This is a genomic window from Paenibacillus phytorum (assembly GCF_013141715.1).
Classification (GTDB): Bacteria; Bacillota; Bacilli; order Paenibacillales; family NBRC-103111; genus Paenibacillus_E; species Paenibacillus_E phytorum.
The window spans coordinates 69,405-90,009 of record NZ_WHOA01000164.1 but is presented as its reverse complement, the minus strand read 5'-3'; the positions used below and the strand labels follow the sequence as shown (position 1 = coordinate 90,009).

Genomic DNA, 20,605 nt, shown 5'->3' with positions numbered 1-20,605 from the left:
AAAAATATTTTAGTAAAAACTATTGTGTTTTTAGAATAAAATTAGTAAAATAAAAATGTAGAAAGATTCTACAATCAATTTTGCAAAGACAACTTGCATACAACAGAATGCACAGTCACAGAATTGGGATGCAGGAGGAAATCTTAAAAGGACTGTTTTGAAAGCGCAATCATTTTAAAACTAATTCAAATGAAAGAAGGGGTCGTATTTGAAAAAGACATTGCGAGTTATGTTATCTGCGGCGCTAACGATGAGTGTTGTTGCTGGATGCTCCACACAGAAGGTTGATAACAAAGCAACAGAAACACCAAAAGCTACTACGGAAACAAAAGTGGAAACAGCAAAAGCCGCAACGAACGAGTTTGGCTGGGAAGTGCCTAGTAAGCCGATTGAGTTTAGTTACTATTATGCAGATGCGATCAACCCAGACAAGACCAAAAAGAATAGCGATTTGATGCATAAATACTTATTGGAGAAGTTTAACGTCAACATTAATAAAATTACTTTTGACGCGAAGAAAGAAGATAAATTGAACTTGATGCTTGCTTCAGGCGATTATCCCGAAGTGATTGCGAATATGGATGAGGCGACAGTAGCGAAGTGGGTCGCACAAGGAAAAGTGCTTGAAATTGGTCCAACTATCGACAAGGTAGCACCGAACGTAAAGACGCAGTTAGGGGATCTTTATAAAACATACTTAACGAACGGTAAATTGTATGCCCTTCCAGGTTATTGGGGATCACTGCCAATCCCGGATTTCTCAGCACATATTCGTTATGACTACTGGAAAGAACTTGGAACTCCGAAGTTTGAAACGCCAGATCAATACTATGATGTACTGAAGAAAATTCAGGAGAAGCATCCGAAGAATGATAAAGGTGAAAAGACGTACGCGCTATCTGGTTTTGCACCGGTTACGGAAAAGATCGTTCCGACACTGGCTGGTATGTGGGGATTGAAAGACGGGAATAAAATCAGCGCTGACGGCAAGATTACGCATTGGATTAACACGCCTGAAGGTCTTGAGCTTACGCTTTTCATGAATAAGATTTATCGCGATGGCTTGCTCGATCCAGATACATTTATTAACAAGTACGAGAACATGAAAGCTAAAATGTCAACGGATCGTGTTATGGGCTTCATTGGCGCATGGTGGATTGGTTGGAACGCAGGACACGAAGTGTGGCAGAAGAGCGATCCTAACTGGAATGAAGAGAAGCGTTTTATGCAAGTGAGCGCAAAAGCTGCGACTGCTGATAAAGCTTACTTGTCAGGGAAGAATTCGCGAAGCACAGGTATGACGGTGATAACGAATAAAGCCAAAAATCCGGAAGAAATTATGAAATGGTTAAACTTCTCTGTGACAGATACCGGTACAAGATTAATCGGCTGGGGAGTTCCGAATACCGACAAATCGATATGGAACTTCAAAGACGGGAAAGCCAGTTTTGTTGAATCACAGAAACAAGCGATTATCGATTCCAAGTTTGATTACGATGCTGGTGATCTGCTCGGCATGGATTTGTATAATCTGGTTACTAGCCAAGGCATTACAAAGGATGACGGTAAGAGCGCATATTGGTTTGATCAAAACTTCAACGATAATGCGAAATGGAAAAAGATGATGAACGATAATTTGAAAGATACCATTTATGACAACACAGTTGGTGATATCAAAATACCTGCCAACGATCCGCTGGCAATAACCGATAAGCAAGTGAAAGATTTGCTTGAGTCGCAGTGGGCTAAAGCGGTTATGAGCAAGACGGAAGAAGAGAGCCGGAGCAATTACGCAGCCCTGAAAGAAAAGCTGAATTCGGCAGGCTTGGATAAGATCGAGAAATATAAAACCGATGAATACCAAAGAAGATTAAAAGAGTGGAAATAACAATAGCGAAAGGAAGGGTCACTCCTTCCTTTCCTTTGTCCGAATTGTCTCAGTAAATCAAAACAATCGGATATGGAGGTACTTATGGAGAGCACTGTGCATGAACTTAATGATTATAGAACAAGTTCTAAGGCGAAAAAGACAAAGTTTCAATTGATTAAGAGAAGATTTATTAGAGAGCGTCAAATATGGATGCTTTGCATCCCCATTCTCATCTTTATTGCTATCATGCAGTATTTACCTATGTTAGGCGTAATTACAGCCTTCATGAATTACATTCCCGGAACTTCTATTTTCAAGAGTGAGTGGGTAGGCCTACTGCATTTCAAAACGTTCTTTGCATCGCCGGATTTCCCAATGATTATGCGGAATACGCTGGCCATCGGCGGGCTGAATATTTTGTTTGGATTCCCAGCGCCGATTATTCTGGCACTACTGCTAAATGAAGTTCGCAGTAAGTCTTTTCGTAAATTTATCCAATCTACTTCATACCTGCCTTATTTTCTTTCATGGGTTGTTATTGCGAGTATTACTTTTACCTTATTTGGAAATGAAGGGATTTTCAATGAATTTTTGCTGCGTTTCGGATTCAGTGATCAACCTATAGCCTTCCTAGGTGAAGGAGGGAAATATTACTGGGGTATTATCACGGGACTCGGCGTGTGGAAAGCCGTCGGTTGGAACTCCATCATATACCTGTCCGCGATTACGAGTGTTGACCCGGAGCTGTACGATGCAGGAAAAGTAGATGGCCTCGGCAGATTCAAAAGCATATGGCACATTACACTGCCCGCTATTCGTCCCACGATTGTCGTACTGTGGATTCTGAGCTTGGGTAGTATTTTTACGGCAGGCTTAGAAGCCCCTCTCTTGATCGGGAATTCGCAAACCAGAGACTATTCGGAAGTCCTAGATACGTACGTCTTTACTTATGGACTTCAACTCGGAAACTATTCTTTTGCAACCGCCATTGAATTAGTAAAATCAATCATTGCGATTAGTTTAGTATTCGGGGCCAATCGCTTTACGAAAAAAGTGATGGATACGTCACTCTACTAGGAGGAAGCATACATGGTCACTACATTCTCAAAACAATCGCTAGGCGGCAAAATATTCGATGTCTTAAATGTAATGGTTTTATTAATTTTTGGCTTGCTTGTGGTGTATCCCTTTTTAAACTTGCTTGCACTCTCATTTAATGATGGAACCGATGCATTGAAAGGCGGCATCTATTTGTGGCCACGCAAATTATCGTTCAGCGCCTATCAGTTTCTGTTTCAGGATCAGAGACTACTTTCCAGTTTATCGATTTCCATCATGCGGGTAGTTATCGGTACGCTTACCTGTGTGCTTTCAACTGGACTATTGGCTTATATCGTTACGATCAAACATTTCTCTGGAAGAAAGATGATGAAAGTCATCTTTATTATAACGATCTATTTCACCGGCGGTTTAATTCCAACTTATCTGGTTTTTCTTGGCCTCGGATTGACGGATTCGTTCAATGTGTACTGGATTCCTGCAATGTTTAATGCGACTTGGATGCTGTATATGGCTTCATATATGGAAAGTATACCTGACTCCTTATACGAATCGGCTAGAATTGATGGTGCAAGCGAGCTTGGCATATTTGTCCGTATTGCGGTCCCGGTTTCGATTCCTGTATTTGCTTCGATCGCTATATTCAGTTCGGTAAGCCACTGGAACTATTGGCTGGATACGGTCATCTACAATTCAAGCGGGAACTGGGATACGCTGCCTATATACTTGAAACGGCTGCTTTTGGAAGTTGAAGCGTTCGAAGAGTTAAGAAATCCGTTAGCACTCAGCGAAAAGTTGAGAAATTTATCGCCAACTACACTGCGTGCGGCATTAACGATGATTGTTACATTACCGATCTTTTTCGTCTATCCGATCATGCAAAAATATTTTGTCGGTGGGCTTACGCTTGGCGCAGTTAAGGGATAATAATTGTGTTTATTAAAAAAAATGAGAGACTTTGAGCTACGCTCAAAGATCCCTATATTTAGGAGGAAACATACATGTCAAAAATTACTTTCTTAGGTGCGGGAAGCACCATTTTCGCAAAAAATGTTTTAGGAGACTGCATGCTCACGCCATCGCTTCAAGGATTTGAACTGGCGCTGTTTGATATCGACGCGGAGCGTTTGAAGGATTCGGAAAATATGCTCAATAACTTGAAACAGACAATGGGGAGCACGTGTGTCGTTAAAGCCTATTCCGATCGTAAGGAAGCGTTACGCGGAGCCGCTTATGTTGTCAATGCCATTCAGGTGGGTGGATACGATCCATGTACCATTACCGATTTTGAAATCCCAAAAAAATACGGCTTGCGGCAAACGATCGCGGACACAATCGGAATTGGTGGAATTTTCCGCAATCTGCGTACGATTCCGGTTATGCTGGATTTTGCTAAAGATATACAGGAAGTATGTCCGGATGCCTTGTTTTTGAATTATACAAATCCGATGGCTGTGTTGACCAATGTCATGAACACCTATGGCGGTGTCAAGACTGTTGGCTTATGCCACAGCGTTCAAGTATGTGTACCTCATATATTCGAGCATTTAGGAATGGATCACAGCGGCGTGCAGTGGAAAATTGCGGGCATCAATCATATGGCATGGCTTCTTGAAGTCAAGAAGGACGGCGTCGATTTATACCCTGAAATCAAACAACGTGCGCGTGAGAAACAAAAAGAGAAGCATGATGATATGGTTCGATTTGAAATGATGCTTCGTTTCGGGTATTACATTACGGAGTCATCCGAGCACAATGCTGAATACCATCCGTATTTCATCAAGCGGCAGTACCCGGAACTTGTAGACCGATTTAATATTCCTCTTGATGAATATCCTCGCCGCTGCGTAAACCAAATCGAGCGTTGGAAAACGATGCGGGAAGAGATTGTCAGCAATAAAAACTTGACACATAAGAGGACACTTGAATATGCGTCATACATCTTTGAAGCGATGGAAACGAACAATCCATTTAAAATTGGCGGAAACGTCATGAACACAGGATTGATTACCAACCTGCCGAAGGAAGCTTGCGTAGAGGTACCGTGTCTTGTTGATTCCAGTGGCGTGAATCCAACCTATGTGGGGGATCTGCCACCTCAATGCGCTGCGCTTAACAGAACGAACATTAATACACAACTGCTCACGATCGAGGCAGCTATGACTGGGAAGAAAGAACATATTTACCATGCTGCATTACTGGATCCGCACACGGCTGCTGAACTGTCTATTGACGATACCGTTGCGCTGTGCGACGAACTCATTGAAGCACATGGTAATTGGCTTCCCTCGTTCAAGTAAAAAAAGGGGGGGATTACCCCTCTTTTTTTATTTTATATCATGGAACATTATGGGTTTGATTACAAAAATGGTTAATAATTGGAGCTATCTTCGAGCGTAGGAGGGAAGTAATGAGAAAAAACAGTAGGATGATACCGCTACTTGTGGTTCTATCTTTTTTGTTTGCGACATTTCATGAATTATTTATTCCTATTTCTAAAGTACATGCAGACGCGGAGAATCTGATTAAAAACGCTGGTTTTGAATCGGGGATTGTTGACTGGTCAAAAAGTGGAAGTGCCGGCGTTGCTTCTAATAATGTTAAATCTGGAAAAAACCAAGCCTGGTTAGATCCGGGCAGCAGTAATACAATTTCCCAACAGGTGACCATCCCAGTTACAGGAAGTTATAACTTATCTGCTTGGTTTTCTACAGGGGGACCCGGAGGTAAATTAGGCGTAAAAAAAGTTGGTGGAAGCGAAATAAACAGTGTTGCAACAATAGGTAAATCCAGTTATACGCGATACGAGATACCGAATATCACTCTCAACGCAGGCGATCAAGTGGAGGTTTATGTAACCGGCGGTAACGCTCAAACGAATTGGGTTAATGTCGATGAATTCGAACTTCTTCGCGATGATACCAAAAGTGTGAACTTGGCGGTTAATCCCGGTTTTGAAAGTGGACTGGGCGATTGGGCGCATTCAGGCCAGGTAGGAATTACGACAATCGCCTATAATAATACGGTATCGAACGCTGTATACATCGAGGCTGGCAGCACCGTTTTTCAAAAAATCAAAGTCCCTTTAACAGGAAACTATAAACTTTCAGCATTGCTCAATGTTGAAGAGGCTGGAGGCAGCTTTGGCGTGAAACGAACAGACGGTACGGATCTCAAGAGTATGTCTGTGACGACAAGTGTGTACAAACAGCAAGTTGTAACAGGCATCCAGCTTCATGCAAACGATGAGGTTGTAATCTATTTATCATCAGCAAATAAAAGAATGGAGGCGGATAACTTCGATTTTCAATTTGATTTTGATAACTTTCCTAATACGGCTCCTTTAGCTTCTAATGTTTCAGTTTCAGGCAACGCATGGACCGAACAGAAGTTAGTTGGCAGCTATACCTACACAGATCCAGATGGGCATAAGGAAGGAGCTACCCGATTTAGATGGTTGGTTTCAGATACTCGGGATGGCGTATACAAGGAGATTAATGGACAAGTAAGCAAGACGTTTGTTATAGCAGTTGGACTTAATGGGAAATATGTGAGATTTGAAGTAACCCCCGTAGATTTGTTTGGTAAGGAGGGGCAATCAGCCATGAGCAATCCGATAGGACCACTAGCTGAGAATTTGATCAGAAACTCAAATTTTGATGCGGCAAAACAATATTGGCGTTATGACGGTGCATTTACATACAAGGCAGGCGATAATGTCATTGCCTACTTGGATCCTGGGGCGGCTTCTTATTTGTCCCAAACCGTAACGGTACCTGCTACAGGATATTATAAATTACAAGCCTTATTCAACATGGCTGATGAAAACGGTGCAAAGTTCGGCATCAGGTACCCTGAGGGCAGCGATATCAAAAACGGTGACGTACCTAAGAGCAGTGTACCTGTGACACAAACGCTTAATGGCATATTACTGGAAAAAGGCGCTCATGTTGAAGTGTATTTCACAGGCATTAACGCTAACGACAAATGGGTTGAAATTGACGACTCTTATCTGTTGTATGACACTGGGAATACAAACCCACTGCCTGAGCTTGCCAATATCGTCTCCTTCGCAGTTCCGGATCAGGTTGGCGTTACGAAAATAGATGGATCTGCTAAGAAGGTTACGTTTAAAGTGCCATACGGTTCGAAAGTGAATGCAATTGCCCCGCAAATTACGGTTTCAGAGGGCGCTTCTGTTACTCCATCAACAGGTAAGGTGAAAGACTTTACCAATCCGGTTACCTATACGGTTAAAGGGAAGAACGGCAAGACACAGCTGTGGACAATGGAGTGTTCAATAGCTGACAAAGAAATCACGATCGATTCCTCCAATGCGAAAATAAAAGATGCTTTCAATTGGGCGAAGCCAAAAGCAAAGTCTTATGTAAGAACGGGTAAACAAGGCCTAATTAATCGGGATGAAACATTTAGAAACTCGCCTGAAATCAAGGAATACATGCCATCCTACTGGGCGGGGTATGCACACCGATACGCCTTCTATTCCAGGGATATGGCTCATCAGATGGCGGGCGCCCATTTATTGGGACTGGATCGAGAAAATTTCTCCATGTTGAAGGCATTTGCCGGAACAGCGAACGAAACGCATAAATGGTACCCGGCATGGGCGCTCAATTTCGATGGCTCGATTTTCAAATTGGACTATCGTAACGCAAATAGTTTTGTCAGAGAAGTTCCCGCTGTGTTCGAGCTTGTTGAAAAAGCGTACGACATGTACTTGTGGACCGGCGATAAGAACTATTTGACGGATGCTACGCTTTGGACCTACTACGATAAAGCAATGACGGATTTTATTTCGCTGCATGACGGACAAAGAAAGAACGGAGTCGCTGAAGGAACAGGAAAAGGCATTTTCGATGGCGCAGCTTCTTATGATGAACGTAACGGTGAGGCTGTTGTGGAAGCAGGGGATGGAATCGCATCCCAGTATCAAGCGCTGCTCGCTTATGCCAATTTGTCCAAAGAAAAAGGCGACATGAAGAAGTACCAGGAGTTTAAAGAAAAGGCACGAGCGTTAAAAAAATACTTTAACACGGACTGGGGAGTAAAAGGAATTGAGTCCGGTTATGTGCGAGGTTATGAAGCGGGCGGCAAAGCTTACAGCAGCTTCGGAAAAGAAGCAAGTTGGTTCATGCCTATGAAGCAAATTACCGAAGCTGGTGAGCGGACAGATCAATTCCTTGGACTGATCGACAGCATGAGTGAAACGCCAGGACAGGCACCGGTAAATATAGAAGCATTCACGTACTTGCCAGATACATTTTTCCCTTATGGAAAAAATGAACTCGGTTGGAAGTGGATGAAGTATATCATCGACAGATTAAACCAACCGCATGAGATAAGCAGCCAAGGAACAAACGGCGATTATCCGGAAGTCTCTTATACATTAATCAGTCAAACGGTTGAGGGATTGATGGGGATAACTCCGAATGCACCTGATAACAAGGTGTCTACCCTATCCCGTTTGCCGCAAGACATTCAGTGGCTGGAACTCAATCATATTTCTTTGGGAGATCACGATGTCTACTTGAGACACGATGGTGCGACAAAGAGTACTTTAAGAAACAATTCCGGTACAAAAGGGATCAACTGGGAAGCACAGTTTGCGGGTTCTTACCGTTATATTCAAGTGAATGGGGCAGCTATAAAGGCAGAAACGAAAACCGTAAACGGTGTTGCTATTAGCTACGCAGAAGTCAAAGTGCCAGTAGGGCAAAGTGTAACTGCAGTGCCGTCAAATAAAAAGGGTGGGCACGATCAAAATGATCAAGATGATCAGTAAGTTCGCGGTGAATATGTAGACTATTAAGCATAAAAAGCTGCTGATATTCCGTTTATCGGCAGCTTTTTGGTATAAATGAACAGGGAGTGGTGTCGGGGGAAGAAGCCTGCAGGAATGTTTAGCTATTCAGATTGCAAGAGATCCGCATGCTCCAGTGGGAGCTTTGGACGTTGTGATGGATCATTTGCAGGACTTGGGAAAAGGGAAATGTGAAAAAGTGTCTAAGGAATTAGACATAGAGGCAGGCCAAGTGTCTAAAATATTGGAATACATGAGACAGTCGATTCATTCATCCAATCTAGTTATTCAAGGAAGTGTTAAAATCGGAACCTTTTGGCGTGTGAATTGTTGTATAAATTGCAACATGGGTAATCACTATGCCCGTAACCCTTCACAAAGGGCAGTAACGAAGTTTAGATCACCGAAAACAAACGCTGTTTCAACCGTATCCAAGTATCGAGAAGGGGAGCGTGTCGTATGCTCCACCTTGCGACGGAGAAGCGGTTGATGCTATGAGTAGGGAGGCGTGCTCATGCCGTTTTAGGCCTCAGCATACATCGTTTCTATATGCCGTCGCCCCTCCGCGACCTGGGGGGGAAATTGAATCAGCGCTCGTTCACGCACCGCCCAAACATGCTCTACGGCACGCTGCAGCTCTACATCTGTCCCACTAGCCTTGTGGAAAGCCGCAATCGAAATTCCTGCAACCGTACCTTGGGCGGCTGCTACCTTGGCGCTTTCAATTCCAGTAATATTCCCTGCTACAAACAAGCCGTTAAGCGGTGTTTGCATCTGGGCATTGTGGAGCGGGACATGTCCACCTAATTCGGGTACAAAGCGGAAGGGACATCCGGCTACAGCTGCAAGTTCAGCTAGAGGATAGAGACTGCCCGCCATGCAGACGAAATCGACGGGAACGCTTCGCGTGGAATGAGCAGCAATTTCTCCGTCTGGTGTTACATCAGCCAGTTGCACGCTCTCAACTATTTCCTCCCCTTCAATAGCGAGGGCAGCTTTACGCAGTTGGATGGGGATCCCCCAAATTTTAAAACCATGCTTTGGGTAAAGTCGAAGTCCCCATATTTGCAGCGGGGAATAACGCATCAAGCTGCTGCCAAGTCGAAGAATAGGAGACGGTGCAAGGTGCCCTAGGCGCAGCATCGACTTCATCACTTTTTGGGGATCTCCCGCATCTTTATTTATGATGTTTTTGGCGGGAAGCACCATAGCGGCAATATCGATGCCAGCTAATTGCAGTTCGCGTGCAATGGCAATGGACAGCACGTTGATTCCCACAATGATCCCGCGCATGCCCACACGGACCCTATGTACATTCGTCATCACCTGAGCAGCTCCAATGGACATGACACCCGGAAGCGTCCACCCTGGAATGGGGGCAGCGGTCTCAGCTGCACCTGTAGCAAGCAGAAGAGCAGGCACTTCCTGCACGCCGCTTGACGTATAAACGATCCAACCGTCTGCCGATTGTTTAATATCGTATACAGAAACGCCGAGTTTGATAACCACGCCAAGAGACACAGCTTTATTCTGAAGTTTGGCTGACTCTTCAATTCCATTCCACCATGTCCCGTTAGGTTCTTGATGCAACTGTCCCAGCAGTCTGCCACCTGGTTTCATGAATTCGTCGACAACCGTTACTTTTAACCCGCGCTCTGCACAGGAGATTGCGGCTGACAAACCGGCTGGACCGGCTCCGACTATGAGAACGTCTGTCATGGAAGATGAGCTCCTTTCTTCAACGGGGAGGGAAGTGTCCTGCCTGTGTGGATGTCCATTCCGTTTTTTAGTGGTGTGAGGCATGCTCTTTGTCCGTCTATCCCGTCGACCGTAACGCGGCATTCGAAGCAGTGTCCGATGTTGCAATAAAAGCCACGCGATGTACCGGTATCTTCGTGGTAACGGAGTGTGCGGATACCTTGTGCGAGCAGCGCTGCGGCGATCGTCTCACCCTCAAAGGCTAGTACGATTCCTTCTTACACATTTCTAGCAATAATCGCGCCAATCTGTTCAAAAAACGTAAAACTGGAAATATTGGCACGGTTTTTGCTAATCTAAGTACGATAGTTATGAAAACGGGAGGGTACATGTATGAGTTCCATTTATGAATTGAGATTGCACAAACTGCGTAGTTACTTGGAGAAAAAGCAAATTGATATCGCCTTGATTACGAATCCAACGAATATTTATTACTTTACCGGGTTCCATTCGAATCCGCATGAGCGATTCATGGCACTTATCGTCGACATGGGCAGCGCTCGTGAAAGCATGATTGTTCCCGGCTTGGATTTGGAAGCTGCGCAGCAGCATTCATTCGTTCGCGATTTGATCCCTTGTTCAGACAGCGAGAATCCTTACGATCTGTTGAAAGACAAAGTGGGTAGAACACGCATCGGTACGTTGGGATTGGAAAAAAAAGCGATCAGCCTTCACAGGGTGGAGCAGCTGCAGGAGTTGTATCCGGATGTGCACTTTACGGATATCGAACCATTTATTATACAAGAGCGGCTGGTTAAGTCTGAAGAAGATCTTGTCAGCATCCGCCGGGCGGTTGATATTGCCGAAAAAGTGCTTGAAAGTACCGTGCAAAAAGTTAGAGTCGGCATGATGGAACAAGAACTTGCGGCTGAATTGGAATATAAGATGAGGATGTTCGGCGGCGATAAGCCTTCTTTCGAATCAATTATTTTGACTGGAAAAAGGTCATCCTTGCCTCACGGCAAACCAGGCGCTTATTCGATCCAGGAGAATGATTTTTTGCTCTTCGATTTTGGCGTTTATGCGGGCGGGTTTTGCTCAGATATTACCCGTACGTTTTTAATTGGAGAAGGAACCAAGGAGCAAGAAACGATTTATGAAACTGTTCTGACCGCGAATTTGGCAGCCATTCAGGCGGTCAAAGTAGGCACACCATACGGAGTCATCGATCAAACGGGGAGAGGTGTCATAGCAGCAAAGGGATATGACGCTTATTTCAATAATCGGATCGGTCACGGCTTAGGTCTGGATGTGCATGAAGATCCTTCAATTAACGGCGAAAACGAGATGCTCATTGAGCCGGGACATGTATTCACGATCGAACCGGGCATATACTTGCCTTCGCTTGGCGGCGTTCGAATCGAGGACGATGTGTATGTGCAGCCAAACGGCCAGGTTGAAGTGTTGACACACTATCCAAAGCAATTACGAAGATTGTAATCATTAAAAAAACAACAGCTATTCCTCAACGTTTTGTTAAGGAAATAGCTGTTGTTTTTAGTTGTTCCTCGATTACCCTCATACCGCATGCACAGAATCGCCTTTGACCAAAGTCACATAGATTCGTTCGTGATCGATCTCTTCATCCGCAATCAGCTTTAATAGCTGTTCGGAGGCCAAAGCTCCCCACTTTCGCTTCGAGTAATCAATCGTCGCAAGACGGGGCTCCGTATACTGTGTCAACTCAATATTATCGAAACCGATAATATGAATATGCGTGCCAATCCTATACTCGGATTCCTTAACGGCATTGTATAAGCCGATAGCCATCTCATCGTTCAAACAGAAGACAGCGACAGGTTCCGTATATTCCTGAATAATTCGCTCGGCGGCTTCTTCGCCGGCTGACTTGTTAAAGTCGCCTTGAATCTGCGTATAGGCAAGCGGCTGATGGCGTTCTACGGCCTGACGGACAGCCTGAAGGCGCTGCATCGAATCAAACGAGGCTTCAGGCCCCGTTATGACATAGATCTTACGATGCCCTTTTTCAATCAGATACTCCATAGCTAATGCGGCCCCCGCCTTATTATCGAGCAGTACTTGATTCACATTCGAATGGTTCAGCTCACGGTCGAGCACAACCAGCTTATGTCCGAGCTCCGCATATTGAAGTATCTCTTCGCTTGAGAATGATGAGTCGAGCACGATGGCACCGTCAATATTCCGTTCTGGCAGCAGACGGTGGGATTGCGCGCCGCTGCATACGATTAAGTCATAACCCTTTTTATTCAGCACTTCTTTAATCCCCTGCAGCAATTCCCCGTAGAACGCTCCGTTAAAATCCGTAAGAAAAGCCCCGATAATCTTAGTTTCCCGCTTCTTCAGTGATCTGGCCGCCGCATTGGGCATGTAATTTAATTCCTTGGCCACGGCCAATATTCGGCTGCTCGTTTCCTTCGTCACTTTGGGGTTCCCGTTTAATGCATAGGATACCGTGGAGATCGAAACCCCCGCTTTTTTAGCGATATCTTTAATACTAACCACAATAACTCGCCCCTAACGATCAATGCATCATTTCCCCTTACTATACCAATATATCGTTGCTCCCGAAAGATCACCGGTTCCATTAGATGTAAATCGCAATAACATTATCTTCACCGCTTAACAAAATCTCTAATTGCTCGCACCGCACTCTTGTTCCGCCATGGCGGTAACGGTTTGACATGACTTCGGTCTCTGCTGCATGGCCATTAATCTCGATACGGCATTCCAATGACCCGCTGATATGGTATTCGAATCTGACATAGCGGTTATTCCAGGCAAAATCGAATCGAAGCCCATCCATTTCATGCGGAAGCACGGGATCAATGATCAGGTCTCCTCCGTCTTGGCGAATGCCGAGACAGTTGGAGATGAGCTGGTTCATGTAGATTCCTGGTCCGCTGGAGTAGATTCTCCAGCCGCCTTTGACCGGAACTTTTCCTTCGAACAGCTCTTGGAATCGTTCCCCAGCATCATAACGTGTATTGAATTTCCCGTCTGAGCTGCTGAAGTAGGCATTGCTTTGTCGCAATTCGGCGTTCGGAACCACTTCCCGTATGCCGATCGGGTTAATCATGGCAAGACCCTGCCAAGCCTCGTCCACCTTGCCGAGCTTCGCCATCGCCTCGACGAAGCGGATATGAGCGTGCACATACTGCAGCCCGATTTCACGGCCAAAGTTCGCCGCTTGTTCCGCACGTTTAAAGTGCGTGCTTACGCCGCCAGCATATCGTGCCGGGCGGTTCATCAAGCGGACGCCATCAGGGCAGTACAGCTCCTGCTTGATAAGCCGGTAATGCGATTCAGCCTGCTCTTCAGTCAGCAACTCGGCGATCATGCTGCGCGTCATCGGAAGCAGGCGATATTGAATACCCGTCTTCGTATCGGTCGGATGAAGCATAAGCTCCGCTTCCCCCGGTTTTTCCATGTAGACGAAGCCGGGAATGACATCCTTCTGCAGTATATATCGATTGAAGTCGGCTTGAATGCCTGATGCCAGCTTATTGAGCTCCGCTGACAGCTCTTGGTGTTCATCTGTTAAAGCGGCGGATAATTGATTCAGCACTTGATAGGTCAAGGCGACCGTCCAGCTGCTGATCATATATTGCTTGAGCTGCGCATTAGCTGGCTGGAGCGTATCGTCCCAGTCCCCGTCGCCATAAGCGGACAAGTGAGTATCGTGAAGAAAATGATTCTTCATGTACGTCAACTGCTTCTGCACATGCTCAAGCAGGGTAGGGCATTCTTCGGTGAACTCGAAGCCTTCCCGCTCCGTATAAGGAATTCGCTCCTGAAGAACGCTGTAATCGTGCGTAGCCGAGATATAATCGGCGATGACCTTAAGCGGCCATACAATGATGTCGCCATGGCTTTCTTCTTGTTGGATGCGGTAATAATGATCGAACATAAACCATTGCGGCCAGTTCCCGTCATCCTCATATTGGTGGGCATATACGGTCTTTATTATTTCGCGCACTTGATCATATTTCTGCGTTGCCATGAAGTATTCCGTAGGTCCTTGGCATACATCTCGCGTACCCCAAGCCGCTCCGCCGTATTGCTCCAGCCCGTGTGGTACGGAATAATGGACCAGCATATTATGGGTGTACCACCATGCAAGAGCATTAACCTTATTTAGCGATTCCGTCGCTTCCCCACTGTGCGATAATTGGAAGCCATTCATTACTTTTCTAAAGTAGTCGCGGTATCGTTTTATTTCTGCAGCTGTATTCGGCCTCTCGAACGGCAGCTCGCCGCCATGAATAAGTCCTTGAACTGTCAAACTCCATTCCGAACAAGCGCTTAATTCGAGCACAACGAGCGAAGATGATCCCGGATTAGCATGATCGGCTAGGGCTGTCTCGTCGGTCACGGTCACATCCGCTCCCGTAAGCTTCATACGGTAACACAGGTCTGGAAGGGTTCCTGCGTTATCCGAACCTTCACACGAACGGAATACCAGAACATCGCCTTCACGTTCCATGAGGAAAGGCACTCCGTATTCATTGTTATTCATTGACACCTGATTCGTAATCAGATATCGGTAGGGCTTTCCGCTTACGGATTGTACGGTCAAATGAACCTCCGGCGTGTCCATTACAGTGAGGTTCGTGACTACAATCGTGTCTTCAGCCATCTTATAGGTCCACCGCGCGTAGTTAAAGCCAATCTCGTACATCGATGGCATCGTGAGCATCCGGAATTCACCGTGCATTTCAATAAATATCCTTTGACCTGAAGTCTTCAGCACATTCAGCGCATTGCGGGCATTGGTCATCATCTTGTTGGTGGACGTGTTCCCTACCACGAGCTGCGAGTTAAATATGCCGTACATATAGGATGTGGTAGTAAGCACTTGTTCGTTCATGCGAGCGTTATCCCCCGTCATGAGGATATGTCCATGCGGACGCTCCACAAGCAGCTCTTTCTCCTTTAATACAACATGCTCGTGCCCCTCGGTGAAGAAAGACAACAGAACCCCGTTATCCCATTCCTCTTGATGGCGGCTAGGAAAGTCGCGCACGATCTCTTCGATTGTCATAGATTCGACCTGAAGAGGATCGCCGATTCTGGGCTGTAGGCTGACCGAATCCAGATCTTCATCCCACTTTGTATCTAGTGCCTCCGCATATGCCCATGCTTCCTGTACTTCCTGTTCGTATGCCAGGCTTACAATTGCATCCGGATGGTGGGGCTTGAACAGTCCGTAAAAAACAAATCGCGCCATGCCATCGACGATCACGCGCTGCGATTGCATAGCTGTATAGGCAAATTCATATTGATAGATCTCGCTGGCGAGCTTGACCTTAGTCAACGCCTCGGGTTTGTTCGTTGCCTTATAGGATAAACCGAAGAATTGGAAGCCGTCCGTTGCGTATTCCGCTGCATTTGTTAATGAGCCCTGCTGTAAATACGGGAATTGTCCCTGCTGCGGCATATTTTGACGAGAACAGACAACCCAGCCTTTGACAGGGTCATTAAAGACAGAATGATCTATGTATTGAGACAGATAGGCTTCATTTGATCTGACAGCACCTTGATCCGCAATGCCCACATCTTGCCCATAGACAAGATCGATGTCCGCTCCATGACCATGGACCCGCACGTCCCAGAACCAGATCAATTGAGGAGTGAGTGTAAATATGACCTCATATTCGAGCTCCTCGGCATGACCCTTCCAAGAAATCTGGCAGTCACTGCGACTGATCCGGCTTGAAGAACGGATGCCGAGCAGCGGCACAAAGGATAGCGATGATTCACGGTGGATACGCAGATAAATATTGTTCATCGAACCGTCAATTGGGTTAGCTATCAGCTGATTGATCATCGTCTGATTGTATGTGATCTTTCTAATATCCCCGCTGTTCATAAAAGTGAACGCCAACTCTCCAGATCGGATACAGATGTCTGTGTCATTAGGTCTTGTCATGTTCTCACTCTCTTTCTTGTTCGGATAATGTATTTGGTGTTGAATCGAAACGTTTCGATTGCTATGAAATCATTATAAATAGCATTAGTTTTGGAGTCAATAAACAATTAATTAACGGTAAAATTATTTATATAATCACCCTCATTCATAAAAATACTGTTTTTAAACGCGGTTTCATCAAATTCACAATTTGAATCGAAACGTTTCTATTGCGCCAAAGCGTAAACAAAAAAAGCCAAAGCCCATGGTCGAACATTTGCCTGAAATATGGATACTTGGAGTAAAGTGAGCTCTCTCTGGTCTTTTTTGTAACCATCAATGAGTAAGAAGGGGGATATGTGAAATAGTTGGGGGTGTGGGAAATGAGGTCTGAGTAAATGAGTGAATGAATAATCCACATTCTCAGTCGAATGATGTTGCAGAAAGTGCAACAATTCTGCCTTAGATCCCACCTCTATCTCTTCGATGTTGCATAATGTACAACAATTTAGCCCGATACAGGCCATTTCACGACAAATGGGCTAGAAATGTTGCACAACCTACAACTTTAGCTTGCAAAACAGCTGTTTGGCATGTGAATTGTTGTAGAAACTACAACATTGGCAATCACGATAGCCCATCGAAGCTGCTGAACCGACAATAAAATCGAATTAAGAGTTATGCCTACCAGGTTTGAAGCGGCACAATGAATACACAGTTTTTATCATCCTGCATAGCTAACAGTGGTTAAAGCTTACTCTGAGCGCTTTGACCTCATTATTTCGAATTAGTACTCGTCATCAATGGACGATAAAAAAAGATGACTCCCTGCGAATACCGAATACAGGAGCCATCTTTATCAATTAGATCAATTTATTCGGCAAAACCCAGCTTGTTCATCTTGTTATACAGCGTTGCGTGGGACAGGCCAAGCCGTTTGGCAGCCGCCAGTTTGTTACCTTTCTCCAGTTCCAAAGCTTTGATAATGATCTGTTTCTCGTGAACCTCCAACTCCTCCTGCAAGGTTTGGATCACATTCGGAATTTCCTCTTGGAGAGGAGAGTCATCCTTATGTTTACTGGTTTTACTGGCATAGATCGACATCGGCAGATCATCTCTTTTCACCGATCCGTCTGCAGCAAAAACGACCAAACGTTCAATCGTGTTCCGTAGCTCTCGTATATTGCCGGGCCAACTGTAATGAAGCAGATCCAATAAGACATCCTGCGGGATATGTTGAATGAACCTGTTATAGCTAATTGAAAATTCGTTCAAGAAACAATGCGTCAGTTCGATTACATCCTCTTTTCTCTCACGAAGCGGGGGGATATCAATCGTAACCACATTCAAGCGGTAGTAAAGGTCTTCACGGAACAACCCCTGTTTGACTTGGGCATTCAAATCACGATTGGTAGCGGCAATGACCCGAAAATCGGCTTTCAACTGCTTGGTTCCGCCTACGGCGAAATAGGTTCTCTCCTGCAGCACACGCAGTAGCTTGACCTGCATATCGAGCGGCATTTCACCAATTTCATCCAAGAATAGGGTACCGCCCGTCGCAAGTTGTATTTTCCCCTTTTTGCCATTGTTGTCAGCTCCAGAAAAGGCGCCTTTTTCATATCCGAACAATTCACTTTCGAATAAAGAAGGAGAAATGGCACCGCAGTTAATCGCGATAAAAGGAGCGTCCGATTTTTCTCGCACGTCATGGATGGCTTTGGCGAAAAGCTCCTTGCCGACACCGGTTTCACCGAGAATGAGTACCGTTGCTTTGGTCGTACCAACTTTTTTACCCATGTCTATCGTCCGCCTAATGGCGCTGCTCGTCCCTTTGATTGGGCTGAATGGATCAGTCGATGGTTGAAGCTGGGCCATTTGCTGCTGTAGTTGATGGACCTTGGAAGTGGCGTTGAATAGCTCCTGATTCAACCTGACCTCACTGGTGATGTCCGTTTCTGCAACGACGGAACCGATGATTTGCCCTTTAAGCCGAATAGGGTTCGAGTTAATCAGGACATATAAATCGGGTCGCGGCTGGTGCAGCTTACGAAACACAGAATCACCGGTTTGATGGGTTTGTAAGATTTGCAGCATATCAGCAGGGAAGAAATCGGACATTGGCTTGTTAAGGATGTCTTCGGCTTTTATAGAAAAGATTCGCTCGGCTCCTTTGGTCCACACGACTGTCCGTTCTTGATCATCAATCATGGAAATGGAGGCATCCATCGTGTCGATCATCGACTCGAAATAAGCTTCCAAGATTTGGTGTGCTTGATGAATGGCAGTAAGCATATCAGCAGCGGTCACATAACCGATCGGCTGGTCGGCAGTATTTTTCACAAGGATGTAATCGGTTTTGTGAAAAAGCGGGATGACAGCGTCCATCGGCGTCTTTTGGGAGACGGATACGGCGGTTTGCCAAGGCATATTCATCAAGCTAAGCCCGTTAGACGGGAGCTTACCATCGCAACGAGATGACGTGCCGCTCGCCAATTCCCCTTTCTCTAGCACGGTTACGTCCAACCCTTGTTTACTCAAAAAATAAGCAATGGCTGAACCGACGATTCCACCTCCAATAATGATAACTTCCGCATGATTTACACCCATAGACATATTCCCTTTCCAAAATTCAAATTCATTACTCACACATTAATAAGCAATTTTCATGCCAAATCACCCAGCCACAAGTGTCTAAAAAATTTTACACATACTCACGTGAAGCGTATAATTTTAAATAAATCGGTTTCGTTTCTGAACGTTCCTTCCTTCGTTTTCGCACAAGACGTACAAGTAGAGGTTCTAGGAAAGTCTTTCACGGTAGACATCGCTTTTATCGGCGCCTTCTATGCGATTGTCCAAGCAGAGGAGCTTGGCATCTCGGTTGACATTGCTGAGTTGACTGAACTCCAAGAGTGGGGCTCTGCGATTAAAGCCTACATCGAGAGCCATATGACAGTTAGCCATCCTTTAGAGCCGCAGCTGCAGGGCATTTATGGCGTGATCTTTTCGGATTCTCCGCGTAAGGAAGGCTCGCATTTGCGAAATGTGACGATATTCGCCGATGCGCAAATTGACCGTTCGCCTTGCGGAACGGGAACTTGCGCGCGTATGGCGGTATTGCATGCCCGTGGCGAGTTAGATCGGTCAAAACTTTGTGCATGAAAGTATTGTAGACAGTCAATTTACGGGACGCGTCATGGAAACTGTGAAAGTGGCTGAATATGAAGCTATCGTCCCTCTTATCCAAGGGCGAGCTTTCATTACCGGGACACACCAGTTTATTGTTGACCCGTCTGACCCGCTCGGGGATGGCTTCCTTCTGGGTTAATGGAAGCAGGAGGATTAAGGAGGAGGAAGCGTACATGTATTCATACAGCGTAACCCAATGGATCTACGGAAATGAAGATTTGGAAACTAGTCTCGTTCGATTGAAAAAGTACGGTTATGACGGTGTGGAGCTTGCCGGTGAACCTGATAAGATGGACCTAGGGGCTGTTCAATCGCTGTTAAGCAAGTACGGTCTGGCATGCACTTCCATATGTGGAATCTATACATTGGATCGCGATCTCTCTAGTCCTAATGCGGAAATACGGAGCCATGCCGTTCAATATGTGAAGGCATGCATCGACATGGCTGTGCAATTGGGGGCTTCTGTTGTCATCGTCGTTCCTTCGCCAGTCGGGAAAAGTGGCCCGGACTCGACCTATCAGGAAGAATGGAAGCTTGCAGTCTCCAGTCTTCAAGAAGCAGGAGCCTATGCGGAGTCGAAAAACATCGTTCTGGCGATTGAAGCGTTAAATCGATTTGAAACTTATTTGGTCAATACGTTAAGCGCGGCTAAACAGCTAGCCAAAGAGGTGGATCAAAGCAGCGTACGAATCATGGCAGATTTGTTTCATATGAATATTGAGGAAAGAAGCCACAGATCCGCGCTTCAGAACATAGCTCCCTATTTGGCTCATGTCCATATCGCTGACAACACGAGAGAAGCGGCCGGCTTAGGCCAAACCAACTTTGAGGATGTATTTAGAACTTTGCAGGAGCTCGGATACCAAGGATGCATTACCATGGAATTTATGCCGCCGGTATCTAATCCATACATGACGGCTCAACAAAGCGAATCGGGCGCACTTCATGATCGATATACGCAACAATCCATCTATCATATCAAGGGCATCGTCAGAGCATTGAAATAAACATTTAACAG

At 45.4% G+C, this 20,605-nt stretch carries 12 protein-coding genes and 2 pseudogenes; 9 read left to right on the top strand and 5 right to left on the bottom strand.

All coding sequences use genetic code 11. From position 1 onward, the window contains the following. Positions 1-208: 208 nt before the first annotated feature. The 6 genes and pseudogenes from GC098_RS24035 to GC098_RS41705 all read left to right on the top strand — a co-directional run. Positions 209-1,888 (top strand): type 2 periplasmic-binding domain-containing protein, encoded by a 1,680-nt coding sequence (locus GC098_RS24035; protein WP_171645741.1) that lies wholly within the window; start codon positions 209-211, stop codon positions 1,886-1,888. Positions 1,889-1,972: 84 nt separating this feature from the next. Beyond that, positions 1,973-2,947 carry an ABC transporter permease gene (locus GC098_RS24030; RefSeq protein WP_171645740.1) on the top strand — a complete coding sequence of 325 codons (975 nt, stop codon included), beginning with the start codon at positions 1,973-1,975 and terminating at the stop codon, positions 2,945-2,947. 12 nt (positions 2,948-2,959) lie between these two features. After that, on the top strand, positions 2,960-3,856 hold the full coding sequence (locus tag GC098_RS24025) for a carbohydrate ABC transporter permease (protein WP_171645739.1): 897 nt from the start codon (positions 2,960-2,962) through the stop codon (positions 3,854-3,856). 74 nt (positions 3,857-3,930) lie between these two features. After that, positions 3,931-5,229, top strand: a complete 1,299-nt coding sequence (locus tag GC098_RS24020) for an alpha-glucosidase/alpha-galactosidase (RefSeq protein WP_171645738.1) — start codon at positions 3,931-3,933, stop codon at positions 5,227-5,229. Between the two features lie 110 nt (positions 5,230-5,339). Then, a complete protein-coding gene (locus GC098_RS24015; protein ID WP_171645737.1) occupies positions 5,340-8,732 on the top strand; it encodes an SGBP N-terminal domain-containing protein in 3,393 nt (1,130 codons plus the stop codon). A 97-nt stretch (positions 8,733-8,829) separates the two neighbouring features. Next, a pseudogene (locus GC098_RS41705) lies at positions 8,830-9,240 on the top strand (RNA polymerase factor sigma-54); the annotation flags it as partial. A gap of 32 nt (positions 9,241-9,272) precedes the next feature. Here GC098_RS41705 and GC098_RS24005 read toward each other — a convergent pair. Beyond that, the gene (locus GC098_RS24005; RefSeq protein ID WP_171645736.1) at positions 9,273-10,469 is read right to left on the bottom strand and encodes an NAD(P)/FAD-dependent oxidoreductase; all 1,197 of its coding nucleotides are present in this window, start codon (positions 10,467-10,469) and stop codon (positions 9,273-9,275) included. Next, positions 10,466-10,720 carry a (2Fe-2S)-binding protein gene (locus GC098_RS24000; RefSeq protein WP_171645770.1) on the bottom strand — a complete coding sequence of 85 codons (255 nt, stop codon included), beginning with the start codon at positions 10,718-10,720 and terminating at the stop codon, positions 10,466-10,468. The genes GC098_RS24005 and GC098_RS24000 overlap by 4 nt, the downstream gene beginning before the upstream one ends. Before the next feature lie 121 nt (positions 10,721-10,841). Between GC098_RS24000 and GC098_RS23995 the strand changes: the two genes are divergently transcribed. Continuing rightward, positions 10,842-11,948 (top strand): M24 family metallopeptidase, encoded by a 1,107-nt coding sequence (locus tag GC098_RS23995; protein WP_171645735.1) that lies wholly within the window; start codon positions 10,842-10,844, stop codon positions 11,946-11,948. A gap of 78 nt (positions 11,949-12,026) precedes the next feature. Here GC098_RS23995 and GC098_RS23990 read toward each other — a convergent pair whose 3' ends face one another. From GC098_RS23990 to GC098_RS23980, 3 genes are all read right to left on the bottom strand, one after another. Beyond that, complete coding sequence (locus GC098_RS23990; protein WP_171645734.1) at positions 12,027-12,992, bottom strand: LacI family DNA-binding transcriptional regulator; 966 nt, start codon at positions 12,990-12,992, stop codon at positions 12,027-12,029. Positions 12,993-13,074: 82 nt separating this feature from the next. Then, complete coding sequence (locus GC098_RS23985; RefSeq protein WP_171645733.1) at positions 13,075-16,419, bottom strand: GH36-type glycosyl hydrolase domain-containing protein; 3,345 nt, start codon at positions 16,417-16,419, stop codon at positions 13,075-13,077. Positions 16,420-17,271: 852 nt separating this feature from the next. Beyond that, positions 17,272-19,005: a sigma-54 interaction domain-containing protein gene (locus GC098_RS23980; RefSeq protein WP_216625403.1), complete on the bottom strand. Its 1,734-nt coding sequence runs from the start codon at positions 19,003-19,005 to the stop codon at positions 17,272-17,274. Here GC098_RS23980 and GC098_RS23970 point away from each other — a divergent pair. Both GC098_RS23970 and GC098_RS23965 read left to right on the top strand, forming a co-directional pair. Beyond that, a pseudogene (locus tag GC098_RS23970) lies at positions 18,991-19,726 on the top strand (proline racemase family protein). The gene GC098_RS23980 and the pseudogene GC098_RS23970 sit on opposite strands and share 15 nt — an antisense overlap. Before the next feature lie 34 nt (positions 19,727-19,760). Then, positions 19,761-20,594 carry a sugar phosphate isomerase/epimerase family protein gene (locus tag GC098_RS23965; protein ID WP_171645732.1) on the top strand — a complete coding sequence of 278 codons (834 nt, stop codon included), beginning with the start codon at positions 19,761-19,763 and terminating at the stop codon, positions 20,592-20,594. Positions 20,595-20,605 lie beyond the last annotated feature (11 nt).